This window comes from Pseudomonas syringae group sp. J248-6 (genome assembly GCF_032586995.1).
In the GTDB taxonomy this organism is placed as follows: Bacteria; Pseudomonadota; Gammaproteobacteria; order Pseudomonadales; family Pseudomonadaceae; genus Aquipseudomonas; species Aquipseudomonas amygdali.
Map to the genome: position 1 here is coordinate 172623 of NZ_JAWHOP010000011.1, position 25225 is coordinate 197847.

At 59.9% G+C, this 25225-nt stretch carries 25 protein-coding genes and 1 pseudogene; 11 read left to right on the forward strand and 15 right to left on the reverse strand.

Going from position 1 to position 25225, the window contains the following annotated elements; translation table 11 throughout:
• Positions 1 to 2: 2 nt before the first annotated feature.
• From RYC17_RS16215 to RYC17_RS16235, 5 genes are read right to left on the reverse strand one after another with little or no spacing between them, the layout of a single operon-like run.
• Positions 3 to 836 carry a DUF2797 domain-containing protein gene (locus tag RYC17_RS16215; RefSeq protein WP_004665926.1) on the reverse strand — a complete coding sequence of 278 codons (834 nt, stop codon included), beginning with the start codon at positions 834 to 836 and terminating at the stop codon, positions 3 to 5.
• Positions 833 to 1093 (reverse strand): YeaC family protein, encoded by a 261-nt coding sequence (locus tag RYC17_RS16220; RefSeq protein ID WP_002554502.1) that lies wholly within the window; start codon positions 1091 to 1093, stop codon positions 833 to 835. Before RYC17_RS16220 ends, RYC17_RS16215 begins: the two co-directional genes overlap by 4 nt.
• 28 nt (positions 1094 to 1121) lie before the next feature.
• The gene (locus tag RYC17_RS16225; RefSeq protein ID WP_122281849.1) at positions 1122 to 1994 is read right to left on the reverse strand and encodes a rhomboid family intramembrane serine protease; all 873 of its coding nucleotides are present in this window, start codon (positions 1992 to 1994) and stop codon (positions 1122 to 1124) included.
• Entirely contained in the window at positions 1991 to 2962 is a 972-nt protein-coding gene (locus tag RYC17_RS16230) for a metallophosphoesterase (RefSeq protein ID WP_054098078.1), read from the reverse strand. Before RYC17_RS16230 ends, RYC17_RS16225 begins: the two co-directional genes overlap by 4 nt.
• The gene (locus tag RYC17_RS16235) at positions 2962 to 3852 is read right to left on the reverse strand and encodes an NAD(+) kinase (protein WP_002554505.1); all 891 of its coding nucleotides are present in this window, start codon (positions 3850 to 3852) and stop codon (positions 2962 to 2964) included. Before RYC17_RS16235 ends, RYC17_RS16230 begins: the two co-directional genes overlap by 1 nt.
• Positions 3853 to 4088: 236 nt before the next feature.
• Between RYC17_RS16235 and RYC17_RS16240 the strand changes: the two are divergent.
• The 3 genes and pseudogenes from RYC17_RS16240 to RYC17_RS16250 all read left to right on the forward strand — a co-directional run.
• Positions 4089 to 4592 (forward strand): annotated as a pseudogene (locus RYC17_RS16240) (PAAR domain-containing protein); the annotation flags it as partial.
• A 79-nt stretch (positions 4593 to 4671) separates the two neighbouring features.
• Positions 4672 to 5109, forward strand: coding sequence for a hypothetical protein (locus RYC17_RS16245; protein ID WP_219169776.1), 438 nt, complete (start codon positions 4672 to 4674; stop codon positions 5107 to 5109).
• A gap of 63 nt (positions 5110 to 5172) precedes the next feature.
• Complete coding sequence (locus RYC17_RS16250; protein ID WP_058399907.1) at positions 5173 to 6156, forward strand: DUF1853 family protein; 984 nt, start codon at positions 5173 to 5175, stop codon at positions 6154 to 6156.
• Here the strand turns inward: RYC17_RS16250 and RYC17_RS16255 are convergent.
• Together RYC17_RS16255 and RYC17_RS16260 are read right to left on the reverse strand one after the other, a co-directional pair.
• A complete protein-coding gene (locus tag RYC17_RS16255; RefSeq protein WP_058399906.1) occupies positions 6122 to 7402 on the reverse strand; it encodes an arsenic transporter in 1281 nt (426 codons plus the stop codon). The two genes, RYC17_RS16250 and RYC17_RS16255, sit on opposite strands and share 35 nt — an antisense overlap.
• The gene (locus RYC17_RS16260; protein WP_002554510.1) at positions 7402 to 8610 is read right to left on the reverse strand and encodes an MFS transporter; all 1209 of its coding nucleotides are present in this window, start codon (positions 8608 to 8610) and stop codon (positions 7402 to 7404) included. Before RYC17_RS16260 ends, RYC17_RS16255 begins: the two co-directional genes overlap by 1 nt.
• A gap of 368 nt (positions 8611 to 8978) precedes the next feature.
• Between RYC17_RS16260 and RYC17_RS16265 the strand changes: the two genes are divergently transcribed.
• Entirely contained in the window at positions 8979 to 9290 is a 312-nt protein-coding gene (locus RYC17_RS16265) for a DUF962 domain-containing protein (protein ID WP_058399995.1), read from the forward strand.
• A gap of 10 nt (positions 9291 to 9300) precedes the next feature.
• Here RYC17_RS16265 and RYC17_RS16270 read toward each other — a convergent pair whose 3' ends face one another.
• The 4 genes from RYC17_RS16270 to RYC17_RS16285 all read right to left on the reverse strand — a co-directional run bounded on the left by RYC17_RS16270 (position 9301) and on the right by RYC17_RS16285 (position 12236).
• Complete coding sequence (locus RYC17_RS16270; RefSeq protein ID WP_058409674.1) at positions 9301 to 10122, reverse strand: UDP-2,3-diacylglucosamine diphosphatase; 822 nt, start codon at positions 10120 to 10122, stop codon at positions 9301 to 9303.
• A gap of 93 nt (positions 10123 to 10215) precedes the next feature.
• Positions 10216 to 10518, reverse strand: a complete 303-nt coding sequence (locus RYC17_RS16275; protein WP_002554513.1) for a SelT/SelW/SelH family protein — start codon at positions 10516 to 10518, stop codon at positions 10216 to 10218.
• Positions 10519 to 10569: 51 nt separating this feature from the next.
• A complete protein-coding gene (locus RYC17_RS16280) occupies positions 10570 to 11376 on the reverse strand; it encodes an ABC transporter ATP-binding protein (protein WP_058409675.1) in 807 nt (268 codons plus the stop codon).
• A 2-nt stretch (positions 11377 to 11378) separates the two neighbouring features.
• Positions 11379 to 12236 (reverse strand): ABC transporter permease, encoded by an 858-nt coding sequence (locus RYC17_RS16285; protein WP_058409676.1) that lies wholly within the window; start codon positions 12234 to 12236, stop codon positions 11379 to 11381.
• 257 nt (positions 12237 to 12493) lie between these two features.
• On the opposite strand from RYC17_RS16285, the gene RYC17_RS16290 reads away from it, so the two are divergent.
• A complete protein-coding gene (locus RYC17_RS16290) occupies positions 12494 to 13582 on the forward strand; it encodes an LLM class flavin-dependent oxidoreductase (RefSeq protein WP_316903744.1) in 1089 nt (362 codons plus the stop codon).
• A 61-nt stretch (positions 13583 to 13643) separates the two neighbouring features.
• On the opposite strand, the gene RYC17_RS16295 is transcribed toward RYC17_RS16290, so the two are convergent.
• Positions 13644 to 14549, reverse strand: a complete 906-nt coding sequence (locus RYC17_RS16295; RefSeq protein WP_004657392.1) for a LysR family transcriptional regulator — start codon at positions 14547 to 14549, stop codon at positions 13644 to 13646.
• A 219-nt stretch (positions 14550 to 14768) separates the two neighbouring features.
• Here RYC17_RS16295 and RYC17_RS16300 point away from each other — a divergent pair, with 219 nt between their 5' ends.
• Genes RYC17_RS16300 through RYC17_RS16315 form a run of 4 tightly spaced genes read left to right on the forward strand, consistent with a single transcriptional unit; the run spans position 14769 to position 19235 of the window.
• The gene (locus RYC17_RS16300) at positions 14769 to 15383 is read left to right on the forward strand and encodes a cysteine dioxygenase (protein WP_193600919.1); all 615 of its coding nucleotides are present in this window, start codon (positions 14769 to 14771) and stop codon (positions 15381 to 15383) included.
• A complete protein-coding gene (locus RYC17_RS16305; protein WP_122258071.1) occupies positions 15380 to 16963 on the forward strand; it encodes a rhodanese-related sulfurtransferase in 1584 nt (527 codons plus the stop codon). The genes RYC17_RS16300 and RYC17_RS16305 overlap by 4 nt, the downstream gene beginning before the upstream one ends.
• Before the next feature lie 56 nt (positions 16964 to 17019).
• Positions 17020 to 18009 carry an ABC transporter substrate-binding protein gene (locus RYC17_RS16310; RefSeq protein WP_004667817.1) on the forward strand — a complete coding sequence of 330 codons (990 nt, stop codon included), beginning with the start codon at positions 17020 to 17022 and terminating at the stop codon, positions 18007 to 18009.
• Between the two features lie 32 nt (positions 18010 to 18041).
• A complete protein-coding gene (locus RYC17_RS16315) occupies positions 18042 to 19235 on the forward strand; it encodes an acyl-CoA dehydrogenase family protein (RefSeq protein ID WP_316903746.1) in 1194 nt (397 codons plus the stop codon).
• Between the two features lie 7 nt (positions 19236 to 19242).
• Here RYC17_RS16315 and RYC17_RS16320 read toward each other — a convergent pair whose 3' ends face one another.
• From RYC17_RS16320 to RYC17_RS16330, 3 genes are all read right to left on the reverse strand, one after another.
• Positions 19243 to 21513: a molybdopterin guanine dinucleotide-containing S/N-oxide reductase gene (locus RYC17_RS16320; protein WP_316903747.1), complete on the reverse strand. Its 2271-nt coding sequence runs from the start codon at positions 21511 to 21513 to the stop codon at positions 19243 to 19245.
• A gap of 28 nt (positions 21514 to 21541) precedes the next feature.
• Positions 21542 to 22534, reverse strand: a complete 993-nt coding sequence (locus RYC17_RS16325) for an ABC transporter substrate-binding protein (RefSeq protein WP_219171813.1) — start codon at positions 22532 to 22534, stop codon at positions 21542 to 21544.
• Positions 22535 to 22649: 115 nt separating this feature from the next.
• Complete coding sequence (locus RYC17_RS16330) at positions 22650 to 23558, reverse strand: LysR family transcriptional regulator (protein ID WP_316903749.1); 909 nt, start codon at positions 23556 to 23558, stop codon at positions 22650 to 22652.
• A gap of 188 nt (positions 23559 to 23746) precedes the next feature.
• Here RYC17_RS16330 and RYC17_RS16335 point away from each other — a divergent pair, with 188 nt between their 5' ends.
• Together RYC17_RS16335 and RYC17_RS16340 are read left to right on the forward strand one after the other, a co-directional pair.
• Positions 23747 to 24469, forward strand: coding sequence for a pirin family protein (locus tag RYC17_RS16335; protein WP_058409682.1), 723 nt, complete (start codon positions 23747 to 23749; stop codon positions 24467 to 24469).
• Between the two features lie 234 nt (positions 24470 to 24703).
• Positions 24704 to 25060, forward strand: coding sequence for a cupin domain-containing protein (locus tag RYC17_RS16340; RefSeq protein WP_316903754.1), 357 nt, complete (start codon positions 24704 to 24706; stop codon positions 25058 to 25060).
• Positions 25061 to 25225 lie beyond the last annotated feature (165 nt).

The following is a 25225-nucleotide window of genomic DNA, read 5'->3' on the forward strand; positions in this document are numbered from 1 at the left end:
TTCTACTGATGCACGGCCAGCTGATAGGCCGTGTACTTGCGAATATTGATCACGCCGGTATCGAAAATCAGGTATTGGCCCTTGATCCCCAGCAGCGTGCCCTCGGCAATCGGGTTCTTGTCCAGGTTGAAGCTGACAATCTTGGTCGGATACGCCTCGACCGGGTAACGAAACTCGACAGGCTCGGCGTCATGTAGCAATTGGATGGCTTGCAGACCGAATCGTTCTTGCAATCCCAGCAAGCCCGCGCCGCAACTGTCGAACAATTCCTGGCGAATGGCCTTGAGATCGACCGGCTGGGCATCACCTTTGAGCAGCGCACGCCAGTTGGTACGGTCGGCCACCTGACTGCGCAGCAAGTCTTCGACAAAGCCTGACTGCTGACGGGTGGCTACGCGCAGAATCGGCAACGCCTGGCTCGCGCCCTGGTCCAGCCAGCGGGTCGGCAACTGCGTAGAGCGGGTAATGCCGACCTTCACGCCTGACGAGTTGGCCAGGTAAACGATGTGATCGGTCATGCAGAACTGCTCGCCCCATGCCGGATCGCGACAGGTGCCCTGATCGTGATGGCATTTTTCCGGGCTCATGATGCACATGTCGCATTGCGCCAGCTTGAGCATGCACGGGTAGCAGTAGCCCTGGCTGTAGCTGGACTTGGTCTTGCGCCCGCAATGACTGCAATGAATGGCGCCGAGAAACTCCAGACGCAACGTCTTGCCAATCAGCGGATTGACCGCGATCTCGGTCTCGCCCAGGCGAAAAGCGTATTGCACACATGACGCATCATCCTGACGCGCCGACATTTTGTTGACTGCTCCGCGACCAATTTCGATCAATGAATAGCATCCGATTTGAACAGAATATTGGGCACTGGCGCTGATTTGGAGGCGCATTCCTGCGGCCCCATGTAGCCCGTGCGCTGGTCTTCCGGCAGGTTCTGCACTTCCCAGGCGATCAGCGCCTGCAACGACAGCTCACGCTGTTCCTGAGTAAGCTTGCGGCCGTCGGACCATTTGCCGATTTCCACAGCCAGCTTCAGGCTCTCGTAGATATCCGGGGTGATGTTTTCGATCATTTCTATAAAAGACGACATGGCGCACTCCAGAAAATAGCGGGTAATTTTACGACTTGCGGCGCGCAATCGCACCGCCAACCAGGCCGGTAGCACAACCGATGATCAGACCGCCGACGTGCGCGCCGTTGGCGATCTCGCCGAAACCGAGCATGCTCACCAGGCCGGACAGGCATAGCGCCAGCCAGATGAGCATCATGATCAATACCCCACGTGGTAGACGGTAGACCGGGTTGGGCGCCAGTAACTGAAAGATCCAGCAGTGACCGAGCAAGCCATAGAGCACGCCGGACAACCCGCCAAACAGGCTCGGGCCGCTGAACAGGTATTGCACGTAATTTGAAACAGCTGAAAACAGCAGCGTGAGCAGCAATAAAGACAGGCTGCCCTGACGAATTTCGATACGTCGGCCCAGTTCCCAGAACCACATGCCGTTCATGGCCAGGTGCAGGATGCCGAAGTGAATCAGCATCGGTGAGACAATCCGCCACCATTGCCCGGCGGCCAGACTGTCGGACAACGGCAGAAACGTCGCGTACTCGCCACTGATCCGGAAATCCTGAAAGGTCAGCCAGCGGATGGCTTCAAGGTTGTCGCCCAGCAACGTCATGCCCGCCACCAGCAGGGTGACCAGCAACACCAGCGCCGTCACCGGGCTGTTGCGTAACTGCTCGATCAGGCCCGGCGGCTTGTACGTTACGCTTGAGGCGTCTTGCGCCAGTTGAAAATCCTCGTCCCCTTCAGGAAAGCGCGTGTATAACTCGCGCACTTCATCGGCCAGTTGCGGCGCATCCGGCACCCAAAGCACCTGCTCGCCAGCCTCTTCGCTGACCCTGTGGGGAATCCGCAAGCGCTGCAACAGGCTGACAAAGCCGCTCAGGTTGGTGGTCAACGGCAACCGCAGGACTGCAACAGCACTCATTCTGAAACCTCGGGACGCTGCACGTCGACCCAGACAAACTTGTCCGGGTCGATCTGTGTTTCCTGGTCCAGCCGATAGGCGACCAGCTTGCCATAGAGCACGGCGCTGTAATCCAGACAGGCCAGGTTCGGACGGATGGGCGCAGGGACGCCGCTGCGCCAGTAATGACCGACAAACAGCAGCGGCTCATTGATACCGTAACGCAGCAATGCGTTTTTTTCCGACGTGGACAGCGGGGTCTTGGCTACGCCTTCAGGCAACGCGTCGGGCTGAAATACCACGTCGCCATAGGTCTGCGGGTCATCTTCCCAGAACTTGGTACGAAAGAACTCGCGGGTCAGCCCGTCACCGCCGGTCAGGGTCAGACCATGCGGCAAACGCATGTCGGTGCCGCGCAGCAGACGGTTGAACACATTGCTGGCGAAACTGCCGGGCACTGCCGAGGCCTGGACAAAATGCTTGTCAATACAACCGGTGCCATGCAGGCCGCGCAACGGATCGATCAGAGTCGCATCCCAGCAGGCATGCACCACCCTGAAACGACCGGCGTCCATGTACAGCGGCAGCTCATAGAACCAGTTGACGAACTCGCTCCATTCATCCGGGTAGCGCTCGAACTGCGCCAGGGTTTCGCCGATCAGCCGGGCATGACGCGGGGTGTGCTCACGTACGAACTCATGACCGCTTTCCGGCAAGGCTGGCGTCATCCAGCCCAGCGCGTTGAACTCATGGTTGCCCATGATGCACAGGGCATGACCGGCCTGAACCATATCGCGGACGATATGCAGCGACTCGCGAATGCGCGGGCCACGGTCGATGATGTCGCCAAGGAAAATTGCAATACGCTCAGGGTGACGCCAGACGCCAGCCTGCAGACGGTAGCCGAGAAGCTCCAGCAAGTGCTCCAGGGTATGGGCGCACCCGTGCACGTCACCGATCAGATCGTAGCCACGCGCCGGATCGAGCATTAATCGCCCCCGCCGCCGAGCTTGCTGCCCCAGCCGAGCTTGGTGCGGCAGACTTCGTAATAATTGTGATCCAGCGGGTGAATCAGACGCAGCTTCTGCGGTTTCTTGCTGACCGTGATGGTGTCACCCGGTGCGCAGGTAAAGTGATTCTGGCCATCGCAGGACACTTGCGGATAAATGGTCATGTCCTTGGACACCACGATTTTCAGCTCGCTGTTGCCGTCGACCACGATGGGCCGCCCGGACAAGGTGTGCGGGTACATCGGCACGATGACGATGGCGTCGAGCTTGGGATGCATGATCGGCCCGCCCGCCGACAGCGCATAGGCTGTCGATCCGGTCGGCGTGGCGACGATCAGGCCATCGGCCTTCTGACTGCACACAAACTGACCATCTATATAGATCTCGAACTCGATCATGCGCGTGGACTTGCCGGGGTGCAGCACAACGTCGTTGAGCGCATCGCCCTGACCGATGGCCTCACCGTGGCGGCGCACTTCGGCCTGTAGCAGGAAGCGGTTTTCAACCAGGTAATGCCCGTCGAGCACTTCGGCACATTTGACCTCCAGCTCGTCGGGACGAATGTCGGTCAGAAAACCCAGGCTGCCGCGGTTGATACCCAGCACCGGAACGTTGTGCCTGGCCAGTGCCCGTGCTGCCCCTAACAGGCTGCCATCGCCACCGACCACGATGACCATGTCACAGACTTCACCGAGCATCTTGCGCGACGAGGTTTGCAGGCCATGACCGGGCAGGACTTCGGCAATCGTCTCTTCAAGAATGACGTGCAGGTGGCGGTCCAGCAGGAATCTCTTGAGTCGGCGAACGGTATCGAGCACCTGAACACTGCCCAGGCGACCGATGATGCCGATATTGCGAAATTGCTCCATGAGACTCCTGCTGCGGTTTCGAGACGACTTAAAACAGCGATTATGGGCGAAACGGCCCGGTAGCAGCAAACCGGCACGTAAAGATCAAGCGAAACGCCTCATCACGAAGCGCTTCAATCAGCAGATTGGCTTTGAATAAATGAGCAGATTCCCGCAATAAACCCGGATTTGCCTTACATACCCCACAGAAGATATTCATTAGCTTCTTCCGTTTTCAATACACCTAAGGACGACACATGATTCCCTCAGGCCGCCAGGGCGACATGCACCTCTGCCCGTTGCCGGGCCACGGTTGCACCCCGATTATCACAGCCTCCTCCGACACCCTGATCAACGGCATGTCCGCCGCCAGAGTAGGCGATATGTGCGGCTGCGGCGCGGTGATCGTCACCGGCTTTCCCTCGATCCTCATCAACGGTCGCCCGATGGCCCACCTGGGCAGCCCGACCAGCCACGGCGGAACGATCATTTCCGGCAGCCCCGATGTGGGTGGCGGCTACGACTTCGGCGATGCCGCTGGCCCAGCCATCGATTTCTCCAGGCTCGGCATCCTTCGCAAGGACGGCACACTGGACGAACCGAAGCTGAATCAGCTTGTGAACGACCCTGGGTTGCAGGAGAAAGCCAAAGCGGCTGAAGCACTGTTCTCATCTGCAACTTCCAACACGGCCATAGCGCCAGTCTGTAATCACCCGGACCAGATGGAAGAACTGACCCGCTACATCGCTGACGAGATGAACCACAGATACCCAAGAGCAGGTGGGGTAAAGGAGTAAGAGTGCACTCATGCTTCAGCGCGACTGAAAACGAGGGCACTGCATGAAACGAAAAATCCTGATACACGCCATAGCCCGCTGGCCGAAGTTAACGGCGACCTTTCTCATCCTCGCACTATGGGATTTCGCTACGCCCTACGTAAGCGTCTATTACTCAGACAAGGCAGACGGAGAGCTTAGCTACACATGGATTACCGATCACCGCATAAGCAGAGGTGGCATAAGGCCTGGCGGAGCAACTGGGGACAGCGGCCATATATTTCAAAAAAAAGATTTCTTCATGTATTTCCAATGGTGGGACAACGCAGGAATCAGCGGTTGCGTAAACATAGATCCGCAATGGCCAGAGACTACAATCTTCATAGATGCCAACGGCCGCATCGACCTGAACGTCAAGGGGGCAACCGACGTCAAGCGATTCTCGCCCTGCCCCGGTAGTGAAGACCCTGATTTTCTCGGACTGGCCAGGCCCGTTGGATAGCACAGCATCTTTTCGCCTTCACAATCAGCTCACCTGCACCTCAACTCACGCTATCCTCGGCAAATGACTCTATTCCCAAGCCTGATCGACCTCCCCCGCCAACTACGGCACTCCGAAGTGCGCGACCTTGCCTGGGTGATCCTCGCGCCGCCCATGCTGGAAGTCGCGCCGTGGCCACAGCGTCATCCGCTGGCGGGCAGTGACTGGGTACAGCACCCGCAGCGATTGGCAGACTTTCTCTGGCAACTCGACCGTGACAGTCGCCCGCTGGAAGACTGGCTGGCGCTGGCAACCACACGCCGGCTGGGCCGCTATTACGAACGGCTCTGGCAGTTCGCGGTGCAGCACGCGCCGGGGGTGGAGATCATTGCCGCCAACCTGCCGATCCGGCTCGGCAGCCAGACGCTGGGCGAACTGGACATGCTGCTGCGTGATCGTGAAGGCGTGCATCACGTCGAACTGGCAATCAAGCTCTACCTAGGGCCGCAGGACGGAGACGGCCGCGACCCGGCCAGCTGGCTGGGGCCTGGCTGCCAGGATCGGCTGGACCGCAAGCTTGCCCACCTGAGCCAGCATCAGTTGCCGATGTCTGCACGTCCGGAAAGCCGAGCGGCCCTGGCAGCGCTGGGTGTCGAGGCCTTCAGCGCGCAGTTGTGGCTGGGCGGTTATCTGCTGTATCCGTGGCCAGGCTCATGCGAATCGCCCGCAGGTGTTCACCCGCAGCATCTCAAGGGCCGCTGGTTGCATCAACGTGACTGGAAACCGTTTGTGGCGCAAAGCAGCCCCGGACGCTGGCAACCCCTGCCGCGTCATGCCTGGCTGGCACCGGCGCTGTACGACGAAGCGTGGAGCGATCAGCAGCTACGCGACTGGCTGGCCGAACTCGACCCGCTGGCCCCGGCGCAATTGCTGGTGCGCCTGAAAGAGAATACCGAGGGCAACTGGGAAGAAGCCGAGCGCTTGTTTCTGGTGTCGGACATGTGGCCGAATCTGGCCGACACCAGCCACCCGCTCAACTCAATCGCAGTGCCAGCGCAGCCAGTGTAATCAGCAACACCGGCACGGTCAGTACGATGCCGACCTTGAAGTAATAACCCCAACTGATGGTGATGCCCTTGCGCTCCAGCACATGCAGCCAGAGCAGCGTCGCCAGGCTGCCAATCGGGGTGATTTTTGGCCCCAGGTCGCTGCCGATCACGTTGGCGTAGATCATCGCTTCCTGAATGGCCCCGCTGGCATGGCTTGCATCGATGGACAGCAGCCCGATGAGCACGGTGGGCATGTTGTTCATGATCGAAGACAGAAACGCGGTCATGACGCCGGTGCCCATCGCTGCGCCCCAGATGCCATAGCCGGCAAACCAGTCCAGCAGACTGGCCAGATAACCGGTGAGTCCAGCGTTGCGCAGACCATAAACTACCAGGTACATGCCCAGCGAAAAGACCACGATGTGCCACGGTGCTTCTTTCATCACCTTGCGCGTCTTGATCGTGTGCCCTTTGGCGGCAATGGCGAGCAGCAGCAACGCGCAGACCGACGAAATCGCACTGATCGGGATGCCCAGCGGCTCAAGAGCGAAACAGCCCACCAGCAAAATCACCAGCACGGCCCAACCGGCCAGAAACGTAGCGCGGTCATGGATAGCCGTTTCGGGCTTGTCCAGATGTTCGGGCTCGAATTCACTGGGGATATCTCGACGGAAATACCACATCAGCACGGCCAGAGTGGCGGCGACACTGGCCAGGTTCACCGGCACCATGACGGCTGCGTAACGGTTGAAACCGATCTTGAAGTAATCCGCCGAAACGATGTTCACCAGGTTCGATACCACCAGCGGCAGGCTGGCCGTATCGGCAATGAAGCCGGCCGCCATGACGAACGCCAGGGTCGACGCAGCGGAGAAGCGCAACGCCAGCATCATGGCAATGACGATAGGCGTGAGAATGAGCACGGCACCGTCGTTGGCGAACAAGGCTGACACCAGCGCACCGAACAGCACGAACAGGGCGAACAGACGACGTCCCTTACCCTTGCCCCAGCGCGCTACATGCAGCGCGGCCCAGGCAAAGAACCCCGCCTCATCCAGCAACAGCGTGATAATGATCAGCGAAATGAACGTCGCCGTGGCATTCCAGATGATGCCCCACACCACGGCGATGTCGCTGAGGTGCACAACACCTGTCAGCAACGCCAGAACCGCCCCGAGTACCGCACTCCAGCCTACGCTCAGGCCTTTGGGCTGCCAGATGACCAGCGTAATGGTGAACAGGAAGATCAGCGTTGCTATCAGCATTATTTGGTCCGGGGTAGAAGAATAGCGAGGATGCCAAGCAGCGGCAGGTATGAGCACAGCGTGTAGACGAACAGAATGCCGTGGCTGTCAGCCAGATAGCCGAGCAAGGCTGCGCCAATGCCGCCGAAGCCGAACATCAGGCCGAAGAACAGCCCGGCAATCATGCCCACGTTGCCAGGCACAAGCTCTTGGGCGTAGACGACGATGGCGGAAAAAGCCGACGCCAGTACAAAGCCAATGATCACGCTGAGCACGCTGGTCCAGAACAGGTCTGCATAAGGCAGGGCCAGGGTGAACGGTGCAGCGCCAAGGATCGAAAACCAGATCACCGCCTTGCGGCCAATGCGGTCGCCGATCGGACCGCCGAAAAAGGTCCCGGCCGCCACTGCGCCCAGAAACAGGAACAAGTGCAGCTGCGAACTGGCGACTGACAGGTCAAACTTCTCGATCAGGTAGAAGGTGAAATAGCTGGTCAGACTGGTCATGTAGAAGAACTTGGAAAACACCAGAAATGCCAGCACTGCCAGTGAGGCAATCACGCGTTTCCTGGACAGGCCATGAGTGGCCGCCTGGCCTGCCTTGAGCTTGAACAGGTTGAGGTGCGCGCGATACCAGCGGCTTATCGCATACAGCAAACCCAGCGAGAACAATGCGAACAGGCCGATCCACGCCACGTTGCCCTGGCCGAACGGGATGATGATCGCCGCCGCCAGCAATGGCCCGAACGCGGAGCCGGTGTTGCCGCCCACCTGAAAGGTCGACTGCGCGAGCCCATAACGACCACCGGAAGCCAGTCGCGCGATACGCGAAGCTTCCGGGTGGAATGTCGAAGAACCGATGCCGATCAATGCGGCAGCCAGCAGAATCAATGGAAAACTGCCCACCATCGACATCATCACAATGCCGACCAGCGTACAGATCGACCCTACAGGCAGTACCAGCGGGTTAGGATGGCGGTCAGTGTAATAGCCGACCCACGGCTGCAGCAGCGATGCGGTGATCTGAAACGTCAGGGTAATGAGGCCGATCTGGGTGAAGCTCAAGTCGTAGCTGGCCTTGAGCATCGGGTAGATCGACGGAAGAATGGCCTGAATCAGGTCATTGATCAGGTGAGCAAGGGCAACGGCACCAATAATGCGCATCACCAGCGGGCTGGCTTGAGGGGGGGTCGAGGCCTTCGCCGTCACGGGCTGAGCGCTGGTCGCCATGGGTATTCATCCGTAAAAAGGTTTTCAGGTTCCCCGGACGGATGATTACAAGATGTGTCACGCGTACCAAGGCGCGCCAATGTGCCATTTTTCAGGGCAACTGTGCCATGTTTTGTTGCGTTTTTGCTGACGGGTCGAGAACTGCTCCGCGCTGCACAGCGGTTCTGTGATGTCAGGTGGATTGAGGTTCGGCTCCGATTCTCGTTCCCACGCTCAGCGTGGTAATGCCTTATGCCAACGCGGAGCATTGGCACGATAGTCGTAAACATCAGCAAGCTAGTCACGTCCATCGTGCCCACGCTCCACATCGGCACGACAGTCGGCTAAATTTGTGTATAACAAGAAGAACCAACACGAGGGTGCGCGCCGTGGATACCATCAAGCGTTTCTCAAGCTTTGCCGAGTTCTATCCTTTCTACCTCGCCGAGCACAGCAGCAGTACCAGTCGGCGCCTGCACTTTGTGGGCACCTCTTTGGTGATCTTCCTGCTGGCATTCGGTGTGGGCAGCGGTCGCTGGGGGTTGTTGTGGTTGTTACCGGTCGCGGGTTACGGCTTCGCCTGGGCCGGGCATTTCTTCTTCGAGAAAAACCGGCCGGCCACGTTCAGGCATCCGTTCTACAGCCTGCTCGGCGATTTCGTCATGTACCGCGACATGCTGTTGGGCAAGGTGCCGTTTTAGGCTGGTTGAATCAGGCCACCGTTTCGCTGACCGGCTCCTGAACCACCGGCTGACTGGCTTTCAAGTGTGCGTCGGCCAGGCGAAACAGTTCGATTGTGCCGTCCAGGTGTTCGATCAGGGCGGTACAGGATTCAACCCAGTCGCCGCAATTGAGGTATTCCACGCCGCCCACCTGGCGGATTTCCGCATGGTGGATGTGCCCGCAGACCACGCCATCCAGTCCGCGCTTCACGCATTCGTGGGCGATGGCTTCCTCGAAATCGCTGATGAAATTCACCGCACTCTTGACCTTGTGCTTCAGGTACGCCGACAGCGACCAGTAGCCATAGCCGTACTTGGCGCGCCAATGGTTCAGCCAGCGGTTGAGGGTCAGGGTGAATTCGTAGGCCGAATCGCCGAGAAAGGCCAGCCAGCGGTGATAACGGGTAATCACGTCGAACTGGTCGCCGTGGATGACCAGAAGACGACGACCATCGGCCGTCACGTGCTCGGATTCGTCCACCAGCTGGATGTTGCCCAGCACCAACTTGGAGTAACGACGCAGGAATTCGTCGTGGTTGCCTGTGACATAAATGACTTCGGTGCCGCGCTTGCTCATGGTCAGCAGCCGACGGATCACGTTGGTATGCGCCTGCGGCCAATACATGCCGCCGCGCAGCTTCCAGCCGTCGATGATATCGCCAACCAGATACACCTTGTCAGCCTGATAGCGCTTGAGAAACGCGGACAAGTGCTCAGCCTGGCAATCGCGCGTGCCCAGGTGAACGTCGGAAATCCACAAGGTGCGCACGCGTTGTTTGCGGCTGGGTGTGGCGAGCTGAGCACTGGTCATGGCATGACCTCCGGCAGGGTTTCCAAGAGAGTGGAGCATGCCGGTTAACCGAATGTGACACGCGCGTGGCGATGTCGTGACAATCGCCCTGTATTACTGAGGACTGGCGGGAGTATGACGGTCGTTGTGGCCCAGGTCGCGGGCCGGGTCGATCTGGTCGCGGAGCCGCTGCTTGAGCACCTTGGCCTCGGGAAAGCCGCCGTCGGCCTTTCGCTCCCAGAGCTGCACGCCATCGCAGGTAATGCGAAACACGCCACCGGTGCCCGGCTGCAACGAGACCTTGCCCAGGTCGTCACTGAACGTGCTCAACAGCTCCTGGGCGAGCCAGGCGGCGCGCAATAACCACTGACATTGAATGCAATAGGTGATGATGACTTCGGGCTTTTCGGCAGACATGGACGTCCCCTCCAGAAATTCAGACGCCCATGATACGCACCCTGCGCAGGATCAACGAGCATTGGCGAAACGACGCAATGCGCTGAGCGTCACGTCGTGGGCTGGCTCCTGCGTTGCAGTATCGGCAGCCTGCGTCTTCACGCCCAGCAAACCCAGCAAGCGGCTACGAATTGCCTGAAACCCGGCCTGCCCGCTGTCACGTTGGCGTGGCAGGTCGACGCGGATGTCATCGGCGAGTTTACCGTCGGCCAGAACGATGACCCGGTCAGCGAGCAGGATCGCCTCATCGACATCGTGCGTTACCAGCAGCACCGCCGGGGTGTGCTTGCGCCACAGGTCGATGATCAACTGGTGCATGCGAATGCGGGTCAAGGCATCGAGGGCGGCGAAAGGCTCGTCGAGCAACAGCAGTTTCGGCTCACGGACCAGGCCGCGCGCCAACGCTACACGCTGCGCCTCGCCACCGGATAATGTGGCCGGAAAGGCATTCAGCCGATGGGCCAGGCCGACTTCGGTCAATGCTGCTTCGGCCCGTGCCTTGGCATCGTTGATGCGCAGGCCGAGAACCACGTTTTTCCAGGCGCTTTTCCACGGCATCAGCCGCGGTTCCTGAAACACCGCGGCACGTGCCACCGGCACACGCAGCTCGCCACTGTCGATGTCGTCCAGCCCGGCCAGAGTGCGCAACAAGGTGGTCTTGCCGGAGCCACTGGCACCCAGCAAAGCGACAAACTCGCCCGCGGCAATGTCCAGGTCCAGCCCGTCAATCACCCGTTGTGGGCCAAACTGGCGAACCACGTTACGCAACTGAACCGGGGGCGTGACTGGTGAAGTGTTACGCAATTCAAGGGTCGCCATGCTCAATTCCTCACGAAGGTCGGTCGCCAGGCCAGCGCATAGCGCTCCAGCGTGCGAATGATGCCGTCGATTACCAGGCCCAGGACGCTGTAGATCAACAGGCAGATAACGATTACATCAGTGCGCATGAAGTCGCGGGCATCGCTGGCCAGAAAGCCGATTCCTGCGGTGGTGTTGATTTGTTCGACAAACACCAGCGCCAGCCAGGAGATACCCAGCGAATAGCGCAGCCCGACAAAAAAAGAAGGCAGCGAACCGGGCAGGATCACGTGCCAGATCAGCTCGCGACGGCTCAGCCCCAAGGTGTTGGCGGCCTCGATCAGTTTCGGGTCGATGTTGCGGATGCCGGAAAACAGGTTCAGGTACACCGGAAAGGTGGTGCCCATCACGATCAGCGCCACTTTGGTGAATTCACCAATGCCGAACCAGAGGATGAACAGCGGCACCAGTGCCAGCGACGGAATGGTGCGCAGCATTTGCATCGGCGAGTCGAGGGCGATTTCGCCGCGCCGGGAAAGCCCGGTTATCAATGCAGCGACCACACCAATACTGACGCCGATGCTCAAGCCCAGCAATGCGCGCTGCAGCGATACCCACAGGTGCACGGCCAGTTCGCCTGAAACAATCATCGACCATAGCGTACCGCCGATCTGCGACGGTGCGGCGATCACTCGGCTGGGCAACAGACCGGTTTGTGAGGCCAGTTCCCAGAGCAGCAACAGCGCCAGCGGGCTGAGCAGACGCAAAACAGAGGCCGGCACTTGCCGACGCTGGCGATGCTGTTCAGAGGCGCGACGCTGTTCAGGCTTGTTGACCAGCAGAAAACCGGGGTCGGCGGGGTTGAGCGTTGTGTCAGACATGGGCGCATCCTTTCTGGGCAAATCGGGCATGACGCACCCGACGCAGTATGAACACCATGCTAAGTGCATAAGAAAGCCGAGTGAAATTCTATTTAGCTCTAAGCTAATAGTTAAAATATTTGATTACCAACAAAACTTATAATGCATATTTTTTATAATTAACTTAGACCAAAATCGAATTTCACAGCCTCCTCTGCTTGCCTTTATGGTGCTTCTCGACAAGGTCGAACGGACCTCAACCATTGGCAGGAGTTTTCATGAGCATCGAATTCATTGGCTATATCGCCACGCAACCCGGTTCTGAAATCCACCCGCGCAGCGGCGCGACCATACAGCCCGACTACGTGAAGACAGTGGCCAAGGCTCATGAAGACGCCGGTTTTGATCGTGCGCTGATCGCATACCACTCCAACAGCCCGGACAGCACACTGGTGGCCGCGCATGCCGCCAGCGTGACCAGCACACTGAAGTTTCTTGTCGCGCATCGTCCCGGTTTCATCTCCCCCACCGTGGCAGCCCGGCAATTTGCGACGCTGGACGTGTTCAATGGCGGGCGCACTGCGGTGCATATCATTACCGGCGGCGACGACAAGGAGCTGCGCGCCGACGGCAGCCACATCGGCAAGGACGAACGCTACGCGCGCAGCGATGAATACCTCAGCGTGGTGCGTCAGGAATGGACCAGCGACAAGCCCTTTGACCATCAGGGCACTTACTACCAGTTCGAGGGCGCGCACTCGCTGGTCAAGTCCCCGCAGCAGCCACACATCCCGCTGTACTTTGGCGGCTCTTCGCCAGCGGCGATTGCGGTGGCTGGCAAACACGCCGACGTCTATGCCTTGTGGGGCGAGACGTACGAACAGGTACGCGATGTGGTCAAACAGGTGCGCGCCGAAGCCGCCAAACATGGCCGGACCATTCGTTTCAGCCTGTCGCTGCGCCCGATTCTGGCCGACACCGAAGAACAAGCCTGGGCACGCGCCGACAGCATTCTGGAAAAAGCCAAGGCATTGGCAGACCGCAGCGGCTTTGTCCGTCGCGAACCACCCAACGAAGGGTCGCGTCGCCTGCTGGCCGCAGCGGCGCAAGGCTCACGTCTGGACAAACGCTTGTGGACGGGCATCGCTGGCCTGCTCGGCGCGCAGGGCAATTCCACGTCGCTGGTCGGCACCCCGGAACAGGTCGCCGAAGCGCTGCTGGACTATTACGACCTGGGGATTACCACCTTTCTGATTCGCGGCTTCGACCCGCTGGAAGATGCTATCGATTATGGCAAAAAGCTGATCCCGCTGACCCGCGCACTGGTGGCTCAGCGTGAACAGCAGGCTCGCGAACAAGTCGCCTGATTCAACGCCATGCGGGCGGGCCAGGCTTCTGACTGAAGACTTCCCGCCCGCAATGGCGTTTTCAGGCGGCTGCTGAAACCGGCTTGAGGGAGCGAGCCACCAGCGCGCCAAAAGCCTCGACCGGTGCTTGCAGATTGCCCAGAAAACGTGGGTAGAACAGCCACAGGTCCATCACCGGTTTGAAGTCCTTGAGCGGCAGCACCACCAGTTGCTCGCGGTGAGCGCTGCGCTCCAGCAACGGCCTTGGCACCAGACCCAACCCCATGCCATCGGCTACCAGCCCCAGTTGCAGCTCGGTGCCGAAGGTTTCCAGATTGACCTTCATGCTCAGCCCTTGGTCGGTCAGCGTACGCTGCAAACCTGCGCGAAAACCACAGCCATCGGGGTTGAGTACCCAGCCCTGCTCGTAGCAATCCGCCAGCTTGCCGGGCTTTTTCGGCACCAGCCCCTTGGCGCAGACCACCACCAGTTCCATCTTGCCGATGGACTGACCGACGATGTTGTCCGGGAATATCTTGCCGGCAGGAAACAGCGCTGCCGCGGCATCCAGCTCACCGTTTTCGATCTTGCCGATCAGGTGGCTGCCCCAGCCGGTGCTGACCTGGGCGCGCAGATCCGGGAATTCTCCGCGTAGCTGCTTGAGCGCATCGAGCAGCACCACGTCACCGATGGTTTGCGGCACGCCCAGACGCAGCAGGCCACTGGGCGGCGTGTCGCTGGCCACCAGCTCGCGCAACGCATCCATCTCGCGCAGGATGGCCAGGCACTTCTGGTACACCTGGATGCCCATCGGCGTTGGCTTGAGCGGCTTGGTATTACGGTCAAACAGCTCGACCCCAAGGGCCTGCTCGAAATTCTGCACCCGGCGAGTAATCGCCGGCTGGGTCAGATCCAGCGATTCAGCGGCATGGCTGATCGACTGACAGCGGATGACTGCAACGAACGCATCGATATCATCAATTTTCATTCGGACCGCACATAAAGAAGAGAAGAAACACAGGCAAAAAGAATAGTCCCGGCAGACGTCCATTCATAGCCCGTCCAACAGACCGACGCTAGATTTCACGCATTGCAGCACGGAAGTAAAAGACGTTTTCGTTATAACCTAATCATTAAAAAATAGCATATTAAATATCCATATTATGCTTATATCAAACCATTCCCTGACCTTGATCTGGAAATGGACATGACTCAGAACCGACACCCGGAACGACTCGGGGCCTTTATCGATGCGCTGGGCGAGCTGATTGGCAGCGAGCCGCACGAAGGCGATCTGTTGCGTCGCGGCGGTAAGCTGCTGGCGCAACTGGTCAGCCACGATGACTGGCTGGCAGAAGAATTTGCCGTACCCGACCCCGACCGCTATCAGCAATTTCTGCTGTATGCCGACCCGCAGCAGCGCTTTTCAGTGGTCAGTTTTGTCTGGGGACCGGGGCAACGCACGCCGATTCATGACCATCGCGTCTGGGGTCTGATCGGCATGCTGCGCGGTGCCGAGCATTCACAGGGCTATACCCGCAACGCGCAAGGACGCCTGGAAACCAGCGGCCCGGCGATTCGCCTGCAACCCGGCCAGGTCGAAGCGCTGTCACCGAAAAGCAACGATGTGCATCAGGTCAGCAATGCTTTCAACGATCAAGTGTCGATCAGCATCCACGTTTACGGTGCCGATATCGGCACGGTGAAGCGTGCGGTCTACGACCTGGACGGCACAGAAAAACTGTTCATCTCCGGCTATTCGAATGCCGCAGCCGTCACCCACGCCACTCAGGATCAGCCAACAGGGAGCCCCGCCCGATGACCACATCTGCCACCCGATCATTCGCCGACGTTCGTCAGGCCTTGCTGGACCGCCAGGAACTGGCCTTGGTAGACGTCCGCGAAGAGGCACCCTTTGCCCAGGCCCATCCTCTGTTTGCGGTGAACATCCCGTTGTCGAAGCTGGAGCTGGAGGTGTTCCCGCGCATCCCGCGACGCGACACAGCCATAACCCTGTACGACGATGGCGAAGGTCTGGCGCAGGTTGCACTGCAATGTTTACAGGCGCTGGGCTACAGCGATGTGAGACTGCTCGAGGGCGGACTGCAAGGCTGGCGTGAGGCTGGCGGCGAGTTGTTCATCGATGTGAATGTGCCGAGCAAGGCGTTTGGCGAACTGGTGGAACACCATCGCGCTACCCCGTCTCTGGCGGCCGAAGAGGTCAAGGCCCTGCTCGACAGCGACGCCGACGTGGTAGTGCTCGATGCCCGGCGCTATGACGAATACCAGACCATGAGCATCCCCGGTGGCATCAGCGTACCGGGCGCGGAACTGGTGCTGCGGGCTCGGGAGCTGGCACCGGATCCGAACACGCGAATCATCGTCAATTGCGCCGGTCGCACGCGCAGCATCATCGGCACTCAGTCACTGGTCAATGCGGGCCTGCCCAATCAGATCAATGCGCTGCGCAATGGCACGATTGGCTGGCTGCTGGCCGGCCAGACACTGGACCATGGTCAGAACCGGCGTTTTGCAGCGGTCAGTGAGCAAACCCGCGAAACCGCCAGTGCCGATGCGCGCAAGGTGGCTGATCGCGCCAAGGTCAAACGCGCCAGCCGCAATGATCTGCAACGCTGGCAAGCCGAGACTTCGCGCACTACTTACCTGTTCGATGTGCGCACACCGGAAGAGTTTGCCAAAGGTCATTTGCCCGGTGCGCGTTCCACACCGGGCGGGCAGCTGGTGCAGGAAACCGATCACTTCGCCAGCGTACGCGGCGCACGAATAGCCTTGGTGGACGACGACGGCGTGCGCGCCAACATGTCGGCCTCCTGGCTGGCGCAATTGGGCTGGGACGTTTCGGTGCTCGATGACCTGCATGCAGCAGACTTCAGCGAAACGGGTGACTGGGATGCGCCGTTCCCTGCGCCACCGCAAGTGGAGGCGATCAGCGTCGAGACGCTTACTCAATGGCAGACACAGGTGGAAGTGGCAGTGCTGGATTTCACCGCCAGCGCCAATTACGTCAAACAGCACATTCCCGGTGCCTGGTGGACCTTGCGCGCCGACCTCAAACAGGCGCTGGAAAAGATACCTGCCGCCGACCGCTACGTATTGACCTGTGGCAGCAGCCGGCTGGCGCGCTTTGCCGTGGCCGACGTCGAAGCGCTGACCGACAAGCCGGTGTTTTTGCTTGAAGGCGGCACCGCCAGCTGGATCAAGGCTGGTCTGCCGTTGGAGCATGGTGAAAGCCGACTGGCCTCGCCACGCATCGACCGCTATCGCCGCCCGTACGAAGGCACCGATGCGCCGCGCGAAGCCATGCAGGCCTACCTGGACTGGGAGTTTGGCCTGGTGGAGCAATTGGGACGGGACGGAACGCACGGGTTTTACGTGATTTGAGCGTGAGGAACGATAAGTGTCTGGCCAACCGATCAACTCAATGGAGAAACACCTCAATGCTGCCTTTTTTCAAATCACCTCTACCGCTCAAAAGCCTGCTGCTGGGCGCGTTGCTCAGTGTGCTGGCAGGCCAGCAGGTGGTGGCTGCCGAGCAGGCTCCGCTGTTGGTCGCCAATCAGAAGTCGCTGCTGAAAATACTGTTGCAGGTCTCCGGCGAACTCAAGGACGTGCCTTACGAGATCCAGTTTTCCGAGTTCCCCTCGGCGGCCCCTCTGGGAGAGGCACTGAACGCTGGCGCGGTGGATATCGGCGCGCTGGGTGATGCGCCCTATGTGTTCGCGCTGGGCGCGGGTGCGCCCTTGAAAGTGGTCAGTATTACCCATGCGCAGGGCCGCTTCACCACGGCGGTTCTGGTTTCGAAGGACTCGCCGATCAAGACCGTTGCCGACCTCAAGGGCAAGCGCATCGTCACCGGGCGCGGCTCCATCGGCCACTACCTGGCGATCCGCGCCCTGCATGAAGCCGGGCTGAAAACCAGTGACGTCACCTTCATCAACCTGCTGCCCAGCGAATCGCGTCTGTTGCTGGACAGCGGCGACGCCGATGCCTGGGCGACCTGGGACCCTTACACGACGATTTCCATCGCGCAAAGCGACGCTCGTGTGCTGGTCAGTGGCAGCGAGTTGCTGAGCAATCACCTCTACCTCGCCGCCACCAGCAAGGCCATTGAAGGCAAACGTGCCCAACTGGATGATTTTGTAGCCCGGGTGGAGCGCGCCTTCAACTGGTCCAATGCTCATCCCGAAGAGTACGCGGCCGCTCAGGCGAAAGTCACCGGCCTGCCGCTGGCGGTGCATCTGGCGGTGGCCAAGGCGACGAAAATGCAACGTACGCCGATTGATGATCAGATCGTTCAGGGACTGCAGAACACTGCGGACACCTATTTGGCTGAAGGCATCCTGACTAAAAAAATCGACGTTTCAACCGGCTTCGACAAGAGCTTCAACGCCTCGCGCGCGCAGATCGCTCAGGCCGCCACGCAATGACCGCTGCATAACCGCTGCGAAAAGGACCCCGCATGACACTCTCGACCCTGCGCCCTACCCCGCGCCCGCATTATCCGGCAGCCGAGTCGGCTGAAGACTTCAGCGAACGACTGGCTAAGCTGACCGCCACACTGGCTGAAACTGCCGAGCAGTACGACATCAGCGCCCAGTTCCCGCATGCCAACTTTCATTTACTGCACACCCACGGCCTGCTCGGCCTGACCGTACCGGCTGAACTGGGCGGCGGCGGCGCCGATCTGCCCCGCGCGCAGCAAGTGGTCAGCGCAGTGGCAAAGGGCGAACCGTCGACGGCGCTGATTCTGGTCATGCAATACCTGCAGCATTCGAGGCTGCAAGAGAACCGTAACTGGCCGAGCCATCTACGTGTACAAGTTGCCGAAGAGGCGGTACGCGAAGGTGCGCTGATCAATGCCCTGCGCGTCGAGCCTGACTTGGGCACCCCTGCGCGTGGCGGCCTGCCGGGCACCGTCGCCCGCCGCAGCGCCGACGGCTGGCGCATCAGCGGCAGCAAGATCTACTCCACCGGCAGTCATGGCCTGACCTGGTTCGCCGTGTGGGCGCGCAGCGACGACGATGACCCGCTGGTGGGCAGCTGGCTGGTCCACAAGGACACGCCGGGCATCAGGATCATCGAGGACTGGGACCACTTGGGCATGCGCGCCACCAGCAGCCACGAAGTCCGCTTCGACGACGTGCTGGTGCCGCTTGATCATGCCGTCAGCGTCAGCCCGTGGAGCGCCCCGCAATCCGAACTTGATGGGTCGGGCATGCTGTGGATGTCGGTGCTGCTGTCGTCAGTCTACGACGGCATCGCCCACTCCGCCCGCGACTGGCTGGTGCACTGGCTGGAACAGCGCAAGCCGTCCAACCTCGGGGCCGCGCTGTCGACCCTGCCGCGCTTTCAGGAAACCGTCGGGCAGATCGACACCTTGCTGTTCGCCAACCAGAGCCTGCTGCAGTCCGCGGCCCAGGGCCACACGCCCGCACAGCATGCTGCACAGATCAAATACCTGGTGACCGGCAACGCTATCCGTGCGGTGGAACTGGCCATCGAGGCCTCAGGGAATCCAGGACTGTCACGCAGCAACCCGCTGCAGCGCCATTACCGCAACGTGCTGTGCGGCCGGGTGCATACGCCGCAGAACGACGCGGTATTGGCGGGTGTGGGCAAGGCGGTTTTTGCGGCACGTAATAAAGAGCAGTAAAACGCACTCAGAGTAGTGACGGCGGCTCGAACGCCGTCACCGGCGGCAGCGCCTGATCCCATTTGACGATGTCCACCGACGCGGTCTGCGCCGCACACCCTTGCGACAGGCTGGAAGCACCGATGTCCTGGGTGATCACATTAGGGTTGCCGTGCTTTTCCAGGCTGCCCGGCTCGCCATGCACCAACGGATCGAACCAGGCACCGGTGGCAATCTGCACCACGCCAGGCCGAATATTGTCCGATACGATTACTCCAGCCAGAAACGCGCCCCGCTCGTTGAAGACCTTGACCACATCGCCATCGACCAGCCCGCGCATTTGCGCATCCAGCGGGTTCAGGGTCAGCGGCTCGCGTGCCTGAATTTTCGAGGAACGGCTGTAGCTGCCGTGGTCGTACTGACTGTGCAGGCGGGTTTTGGGTTGATTGGACAGCAGGTGCAGCGCGTGGGCAGGCGCAGGTTTGTCCAGCCACACAGGGTGGCCGGGACAGTCCGCATAAGCGAAGCCTGCGATGCGCTCGGAGAAAATTTCGATGCGCCCGGACGGCGTCGGCAGTGGATGCGCGTCAGGGTCATCGCGAAAGGACTTGAGCAGTACGTTATCGGTCTGGGGATAGTCTATTTCCAGTAATCCGTCACGCCAGAACTGCTCGAAACCCGGCAGGGTAATCCCGAAGGTTTCAGCGCGCTGCCGAGACTCATCGTAAATAAAATGCAGCCAGGCCTGGGCATCACGACCTTCGGTAAACGCCTGTGCCACACCCAGCCGCTCGGCCAGCCCGGCCAGAATCGAATAGTCATCACGAGACTCGCCCACCGGCTCGATGGCCTGCTGCATGGCAATCATGAAACGATCGGACGCCGAACTGCCGATGTCGTTGCGTTCCAGCGCCGTGGTGGCTGGCAGCACGATGTCGGCATAGCGTGCCTGAGCGGTCCAGAACTGCTCGTGAACGATGATGGTTTGCGGCCGCTGCCACGCCTCCAGCAGCCGATTGAGGTCTTGATGATGGTGAAAGATATTGCCACCCGCCCAGTACACCAGGCGAATATCCGGGTAAGTCTGCTGCTGCCCGTTGTAATCGAACGGTGTGCCAGGGTTGAGCAACATATCTGTCACCCGTGCGACCGGGATGAAGTCCTTGACCGGGTTGCTGCCCTGGGAAAAACGCGGCCCGGAGAATGCATTGCGGCCGCTGCCGGTGTTGTTCATGCAGCCATAACCCAGGCCAAAGCCGCCACCGGGCAAACCGATCTGCCCCAACAACGCCGCCAGGGTGACGGTCATCCAGAACGGTTGCTCGCCATGTATAGAACGTTGCAATGAATAAGCGACGTTGATCATGGTGCGTTTGCTGGCCATGCGCCGCGCCAGGTCGACAATCTGCTGCGCGGGGATATCGGTCAATGCAGCGGCCCACTGCGGGTCCTTAGGCTGGCCGTCGACGTGACCCAGCAGATAATCGCGAAAACGCGCATAACCCACGGTGTAGCGCTGAACGAAATCTTCGTTGTGCAGCCCTTCGCTGATCAATACCCAGGCAAGCGCCATCATCAACGCCGTATCGCTGCCGGGGCGTACGGCCAGCCATTGGTTATGTGTCGGGCCAGCCAGGTCATCACGCAGCGGGCTGACGTTGACGAACTCCACTCCGGCGTCGGACATGCGTTGCAACGCGTCGGTCAACAGATGGTCACTGGCACCGCCGGGGCTGGTCTGCGCATTCTTGGCGGGCAATCCCCCGAAGGCGACGAACAGCTCGCAGTGCTCGGCGAGGTTTTTCCAGGACGTATGCGCCGCCAGCAGCCAGTCCATGTTGCCGACAATGTGCGGCATCAGCACCCGCCCGGCCCCCAGGCTGTAGCTGTCGGTACTGAATACATAACCGCCGATGCAGTTGAGGAAGCGATGCAGCTGGCTTTGTGCGTGATGAAAACGCCCCGCGCTGCCCCAGCCGTAGCTGCCGCCAAAAATTGCCTGATTGCCGTGCTCGCCTTTGACGCGCTGCAACTCACTGGCGACCAGATCCAGCGCCACCTCCCAGGAGACCTCGACGAACGGCTCCTGCCCACGCAGATCGGGTCGCCCGCCGGCTTGCTGAAGAAAACTGCGACGTATCGCCGGGCGCATGACGCGTGTGGGCGAGGTAATGGCATCGGCAACCGAATCGCCAATCGGTGAAGGGTCCTTGTCCCACTCCGCAGGCAGCAGGGCTTTCAACTTGCCCTCCTCGACCTGCGGGCGATAAACACCCCAATGCAATGACGTAAAACTCATGGTGAAGGCTCCAGGACAAGGCAGTCGTTCAGCGGGCAACCTGCGTCTGGCTGTCCAGCGCCGCATTGAACGACTCGTCAAACACGCTGGCAGCAGGATAGCGTTTGGTCAGCCCGGCGTTGTTGAAAAAATCGATAGTCTGCTGTGCGCCTGCCACCACTTGCGGGGTGATCGGCACCACCACGACCTGAGCGCGGGAAAACCAGCGGCGCGCCACTTGTGCATCGGCTTTGGTCAGCGCAGCCCAGGCGTTGGCATAGATTTCATTGTGCTGCGGGTCGCTGACCGACCAGGCGCGAGCAGCTTGCAGACGCTGCAGGAAATCGCTGATCTGCGCACGCTTTTCCTTGATGGCCTGATCGTTGGCGACAATGAAGCTTTGCGCGGGGATCAAGCCGTCGGCAGTTGCAATGATTCGTGCGCCCTGACGCTCCTGCTGAGTGACATAGGGCTCCCAGGTGGCAATCGCATCCACCGAGCCGCCATCCAGCGCGTGGGAAGAATCCAGTGCACTGAGGTAGCGATATTCAACGGCATCGCGGGCGACACCCGCCCTGTCCAGCGCGGTGAGCATCAATTGCTGGCTGAACGAGCCCTTCCAGATGGCGACTTTCTTGCCGGCCAGATCCGCGACGGTTTTGATCGGCGAATCCTTGCGCACTACGATCGCAACGCCGTCGAGGTTCTGCCGCGATACGCCGATGACCTTGATCGGCGCACCCAGCGCGCCCATGAACAGCGCAGGCGAATCGCCCAGCAAACCGATGTCCAGGCTACCGACGTTCAACGCTTCGGCGACCGGGGAGCCTGCGGTGAACTGCTTCCATTCAAGCTCGTAGGGCAGATCCTTGAGTACACCGGCCGCTTCCATCACGGTCCGGGCGCTGTAACTCTGATCACCGACAATCAGGTCGGCAGCCTGGGTGCTCAGCGCAGCCACAAGGCCCAACGCCAGCCCAGTCAGCAGGCGTTGGCTCCAGCAGATGATAGTTGTCGGCACAGGCAGGGTCTCCAGAAGCATCGGGCAGATCGAATTGATCGGCAACGACCCTAACACCCGAACAAAAATTAGCTAAATTCATTTTTGTTCTAGCCTAAGATGCAAAAAAATTATCTAAACCTGTTCAGCGAAGCGCTCAGCCAGGCGGTTCATTGAGCTCGATAGCTGATTCCAGACGCTCGCGCAGGAACTCGATGAATGCCTGCACTGGACGTGAGGCCTGACGGTGCTGGGGATAAACCGCTGACAGCGTCAATGGCTCGGGCCGCAGGTCATCGAGCACCCGCACCAGGCTGCCGTCACGCAGCGCCGCGCCAACAATGAACGTCGGCAGGTAAGTGATGCCCAGCCCGGCCAACGCCGTGTCTCTGAGCAGCTCGCCATTATTGGCGCGCATACGCCCGCTGATGTTCAGCATCAAAGGCTTGCCCTGCACCTGAAAACGCCATTGCGCCTGACGGCTGTGGCCATAGGGCAGGCAATCATGAGCGTGCAGGTCTTCGGGTTTTTGCGGCGTACCGCGCTCGGCCAGGTAGGCCGGGCTGGCGCAGTAGACCCGATCAATCGAGGCAATGCGCCGGGCGATCAGGCTGGAGTCCTCCAGCACCCCGATACGCAGCACCAGGTCATAGCCTTCGCTGATCAAGTCCACCGCACGATCGCTCAGGTCCACCTCCACCGCCACGTCGCGGTAACGCTGCAAAAACAGCGGCAGCAGACAGCCCAGATGGGCAACGGCAAACGACAGCGGCGCACTCAGACGCAGGGTGCCGCGTGGCTCGTTGTTCTGCCCGGTAATCCCCTGCTCGACCTGTTCGACCTCGGCCAGCAGGCGCAGGGCCGATTCGTAATAACTCTGCCCCAGCGGCGTGACATCCAGACGTCGTGTCGAGCGGTTGAGCAGGCGCACGCCCAGCCGTTCCTCCAGTTGCATCAGGCGCCGACTGACAAATTGCTTGGACAGGCCCAGCTTGTCGGACGCCGCCGTGAAGCTGCCGGACTCCATGACCTGGCAGAAAATCCGCATGTCTTCAAAAGGGTTCATGTGTCGTAGCCTGAGTGAACGCTGAATGCTGTTCGACAGAGCGTAACGTGCCACTCGCTACTGTCAACCACAGCGAGACAGTCATTCATGTTCCAGCTACTTATTGCGACAGTCGATAAGCCGTAACCTTTGTCTCACTTGATCGATTGCTGAATGTGCAGCGTCGATAAACGGATGGAGAAAGAATCATGCTGACTCTTCGTAAAGCTTCCGACCGCGGCGCTGCCAACCATGGCTGGTTGAAATCCTTTCATACCTTTTCCTTTGCCGGTTATCGCAACCCTCAGGAGCAGGGCTTTTCCGATCTGCTGGTGATCAATGACGACCGCGTGATTGCGGGCAAAGGTTTCGGCCAGCACCCACACCGCGACATGGAGATCTTTTCCTACGTGCTGGAAGGTGCGCTGGAGCACAAGGATACGCTGGGCACCGGGTCGGTGATTCGTCCTGGCGACGTGCAATTGATGAGTGCCGGCAGCGGCGTGGCGCACAGCGAGTTCAACCATTCGCACACCGAGGGCGTGCATTTTCTGCAGATATGGATCGTGCCGAATGTTGCAGGCGCAACCCCGAACTATCAACAGGAGCATTTCAGCGCTGAACAGAAACGCGGTCATTTGCAGTTGATCATTTCCCCGCAAGGCGAGAACGGTGCGCTCAAGGTTCGTCAGGACGCTCGTGTGTATGCCGGTCTGTTCAATGGCAATGAAACTGCCACCCTGGAACTGGCTGCCAACCGATATGCCTACGTGCATGTCGCCCGTGGCAGTGTGGTGCTCAATGGGCAGCCGCTTGACGAAGGTGATGGGGTGCGTTTGCGCAACGAACAGGTCATTAGCCTGAGCGAAGGCGTTGACGCAGAAGTGTTGGTGTTTGACATGCGGCCCAATGAACTGCCGCAGATGCCCTGATGCATAGGCCCCATTACCGGGACCGACATGGCGTTTCTTTCACTTGATAGGCGCCTGCGCCTGAGCCACGCTCCGCCCGACAAGGCATAGTATTCACTCCCCCCCTGCCCTTGCCGGGCAGCGGGCCGGGTGGATCAACGCTATTGAGCATCAGGCGAGGAAAAAACCGTGGCCAGTGATCAACTTGATTGTGTCCTTTTGAAACCCGCCAAGCCCTCTCAAGGCAAGCAGGGTATGGATTATCAGGTCGGCATCTCCGCACAAAGTGCAGGTGCCCGACATATCCATATGCAACTGCTGACAATTGCCCCCGGCGGCAGGGGCAAGGCTCACAAACATCAGGAGCATGAAACCGCCATCTATGCCCTGAGTGAAGCCACCGGCTGCTGGTATGGCGAGTCGCTGGAAAAGCATGCCATCGTGGAACAAGGCGACTTCTTTTATATCCCGGCGGGAATGCCGCATGTGCCCTATAACCGCAGCAGCGAGCGCGAAGCAACGGTTCTGGTCGCGCGTACTGATCCCAATGAGCAGGAGAGCGTGACCCTGATGCCGGAGCTCGACGAGTTATTGGCATCCAGACAGGGCTGAGCGTGACACGCGGGGAAAGATGATCTTTTATAAAGATGCTTAAAACGCACAAACAAAAACGCCGCTCTGATGAGCGGCGTTTTTGTGAATTTGGAGCGGGAAACGAGACTCGAACTCGCGACCCCGACCTTGGCAAGGTCGTGCTCTACCAACTGAGCTATTCCC

Coding starts and splice junctions, on each gene's coding strand:
- RYC17_RS16310 (WP_004667817.1), top strand. CDS start 17,020: ATGCTGCCTTTTTTCAAATCACCTCTACCGCTCAAAAGCCTGCTGCTG.
- RYC17_RS16280 (WP_058409675.1), bottom strand. CDS start 11,376: ATGGCGACCCTTGAATTGCGTAACACTTCACCAGTCACGCCCCCGGTT.
- RYC17_RS16235 (WP_002554505.1), bottom strand. CDS start 3,852: ATGGAGCAATTTCGCAATATCGGCATCATCGGTCGCCTGGGCAGTGTT.
- RYC17_RS16270 (WP_058409674.1), bottom strand. CDS start 10,122: ATGACCAGTGCTCAGCTCGCCACACCCAGCCGCAAACAACGCGTGCGC.
- RYC17_RS16320 (WP_316903747.1), bottom strand. CDS start 21,513: ATGAGTTTTACGTCATTGCATTGGGGTGTTTATCGCCCGCAGGTCGAG.
- RYC17_RS16305 (WP_122258071.1), top strand. CDS start 15,380: ATGACCACATCTGCCACCCGATCATTCGCCGACGTTCGTCAGGCCTTG.
- RYC17_RS16295 (WP_004657392.1), bottom strand. CDS start 14,549: ATGAAAATTGATGATATCGATGCGTTCGTTGCAGTCATCCGCTGTCAG.
- RYC17_RS16255 (WP_058399906.1), bottom strand. CDS start 7,402: ATGCTGATAGCAACGCTGATCTTCCTGTTCACCATTACGCTGGTCATC.
- RYC17_RS16340 (WP_316903754.1), top strand. CDS start 24,704: ATGGATTATCAGGTCGGCATCTCCGCACAAAGTGCAGGTGCCCGACAT.
- RYC17_RS16315 (WP_316903746.1), top strand. CDS start 18,042: ATGACACTCTCGACCCTGCGCCCTACCCCGCGCCCGCATTATCCGGCA.
- RYC17_RS16260 (WP_002554510.1), bottom strand. CDS start 8,610: ATGGCGACCAGCGCTCAGCCCGTGACGGCGAAGGCCTCGACCCCCCCT.
- RYC17_RS16220 (WP_002554502.1), bottom strand. CDS start 1,093: ATGTCGTCTTTTATAGAAATGATCGAAAACATCACCCCGGATATCTAC.
- RYC17_RS16290 (WP_316903744.1), top strand. CDS start 12,494: ATGAGCATCGAATTCATTGGCTATATCGCCACGCAACCCGGTTCTGAA.
- RYC17_RS16225 (WP_122281849.1), bottom strand. CDS start 1,994: ATGAGTGCTGTTGCAGTCCTGCGGTTGCCGTTGACCACCAACCTGAGC.
- RYC17_RS16275 (WP_002554513.1), bottom strand. CDS start 10,518: ATGTCTGCCGAAAAGCCCGAAGTCATCATCACCTATTGCATTCAATGT.
- RYC17_RS16230 (WP_054098078.1), bottom strand. CDS start 2,962: ATGCTCGATCCGGCGCGTGGCTACGATCTGATCGGTGACGTGCACGGG.
- RYC17_RS16245 (WP_219169776.1), top strand. CDS start 4,672: ATGAAACGAAAAATCCTGATACACGCCATAGCCCGCTGGCCGAAGTTA.
- RYC17_RS16250 (WP_058399907.1), top strand. CDS start 5,173: ATGACTCTATTCCCAAGCCTGATCGACCTCCCCCGCCAACTACGGCAC.
- RYC17_RS16300 (WP_193600919.1), top strand. CDS start 14,769: ATGACTCAGAACCGACACCCGGAACGACTCGGGGCCTTTATCGATGCG.
- RYC17_RS16335 (WP_058409682.1), top strand. CDS start 23,747: ATGCTGACTCTTCGTAAAGCTTCCGACCGCGGCGCTGCCAACCATGGC.
- RYC17_RS16330 (WP_316903749.1), bottom strand. CDS start 23,558: ATGAACCCTTTTGAAGACATGCGGATTTTCTGCCAGGTCATGGAGTCC.
- RYC17_RS16325 (WP_219171813.1), bottom strand. CDS start 22,534: ATGCTTCTGGAGACCCTGCCTGTGCCGACAACTATCATCTGCTGGAGC.
- RYC17_RS16285 (WP_058409676.1), bottom strand. CDS start 12,236: ATGTCTGACACAACGCTCAACCCCGCCGACCCCGGTTTTCTGCTGGTC.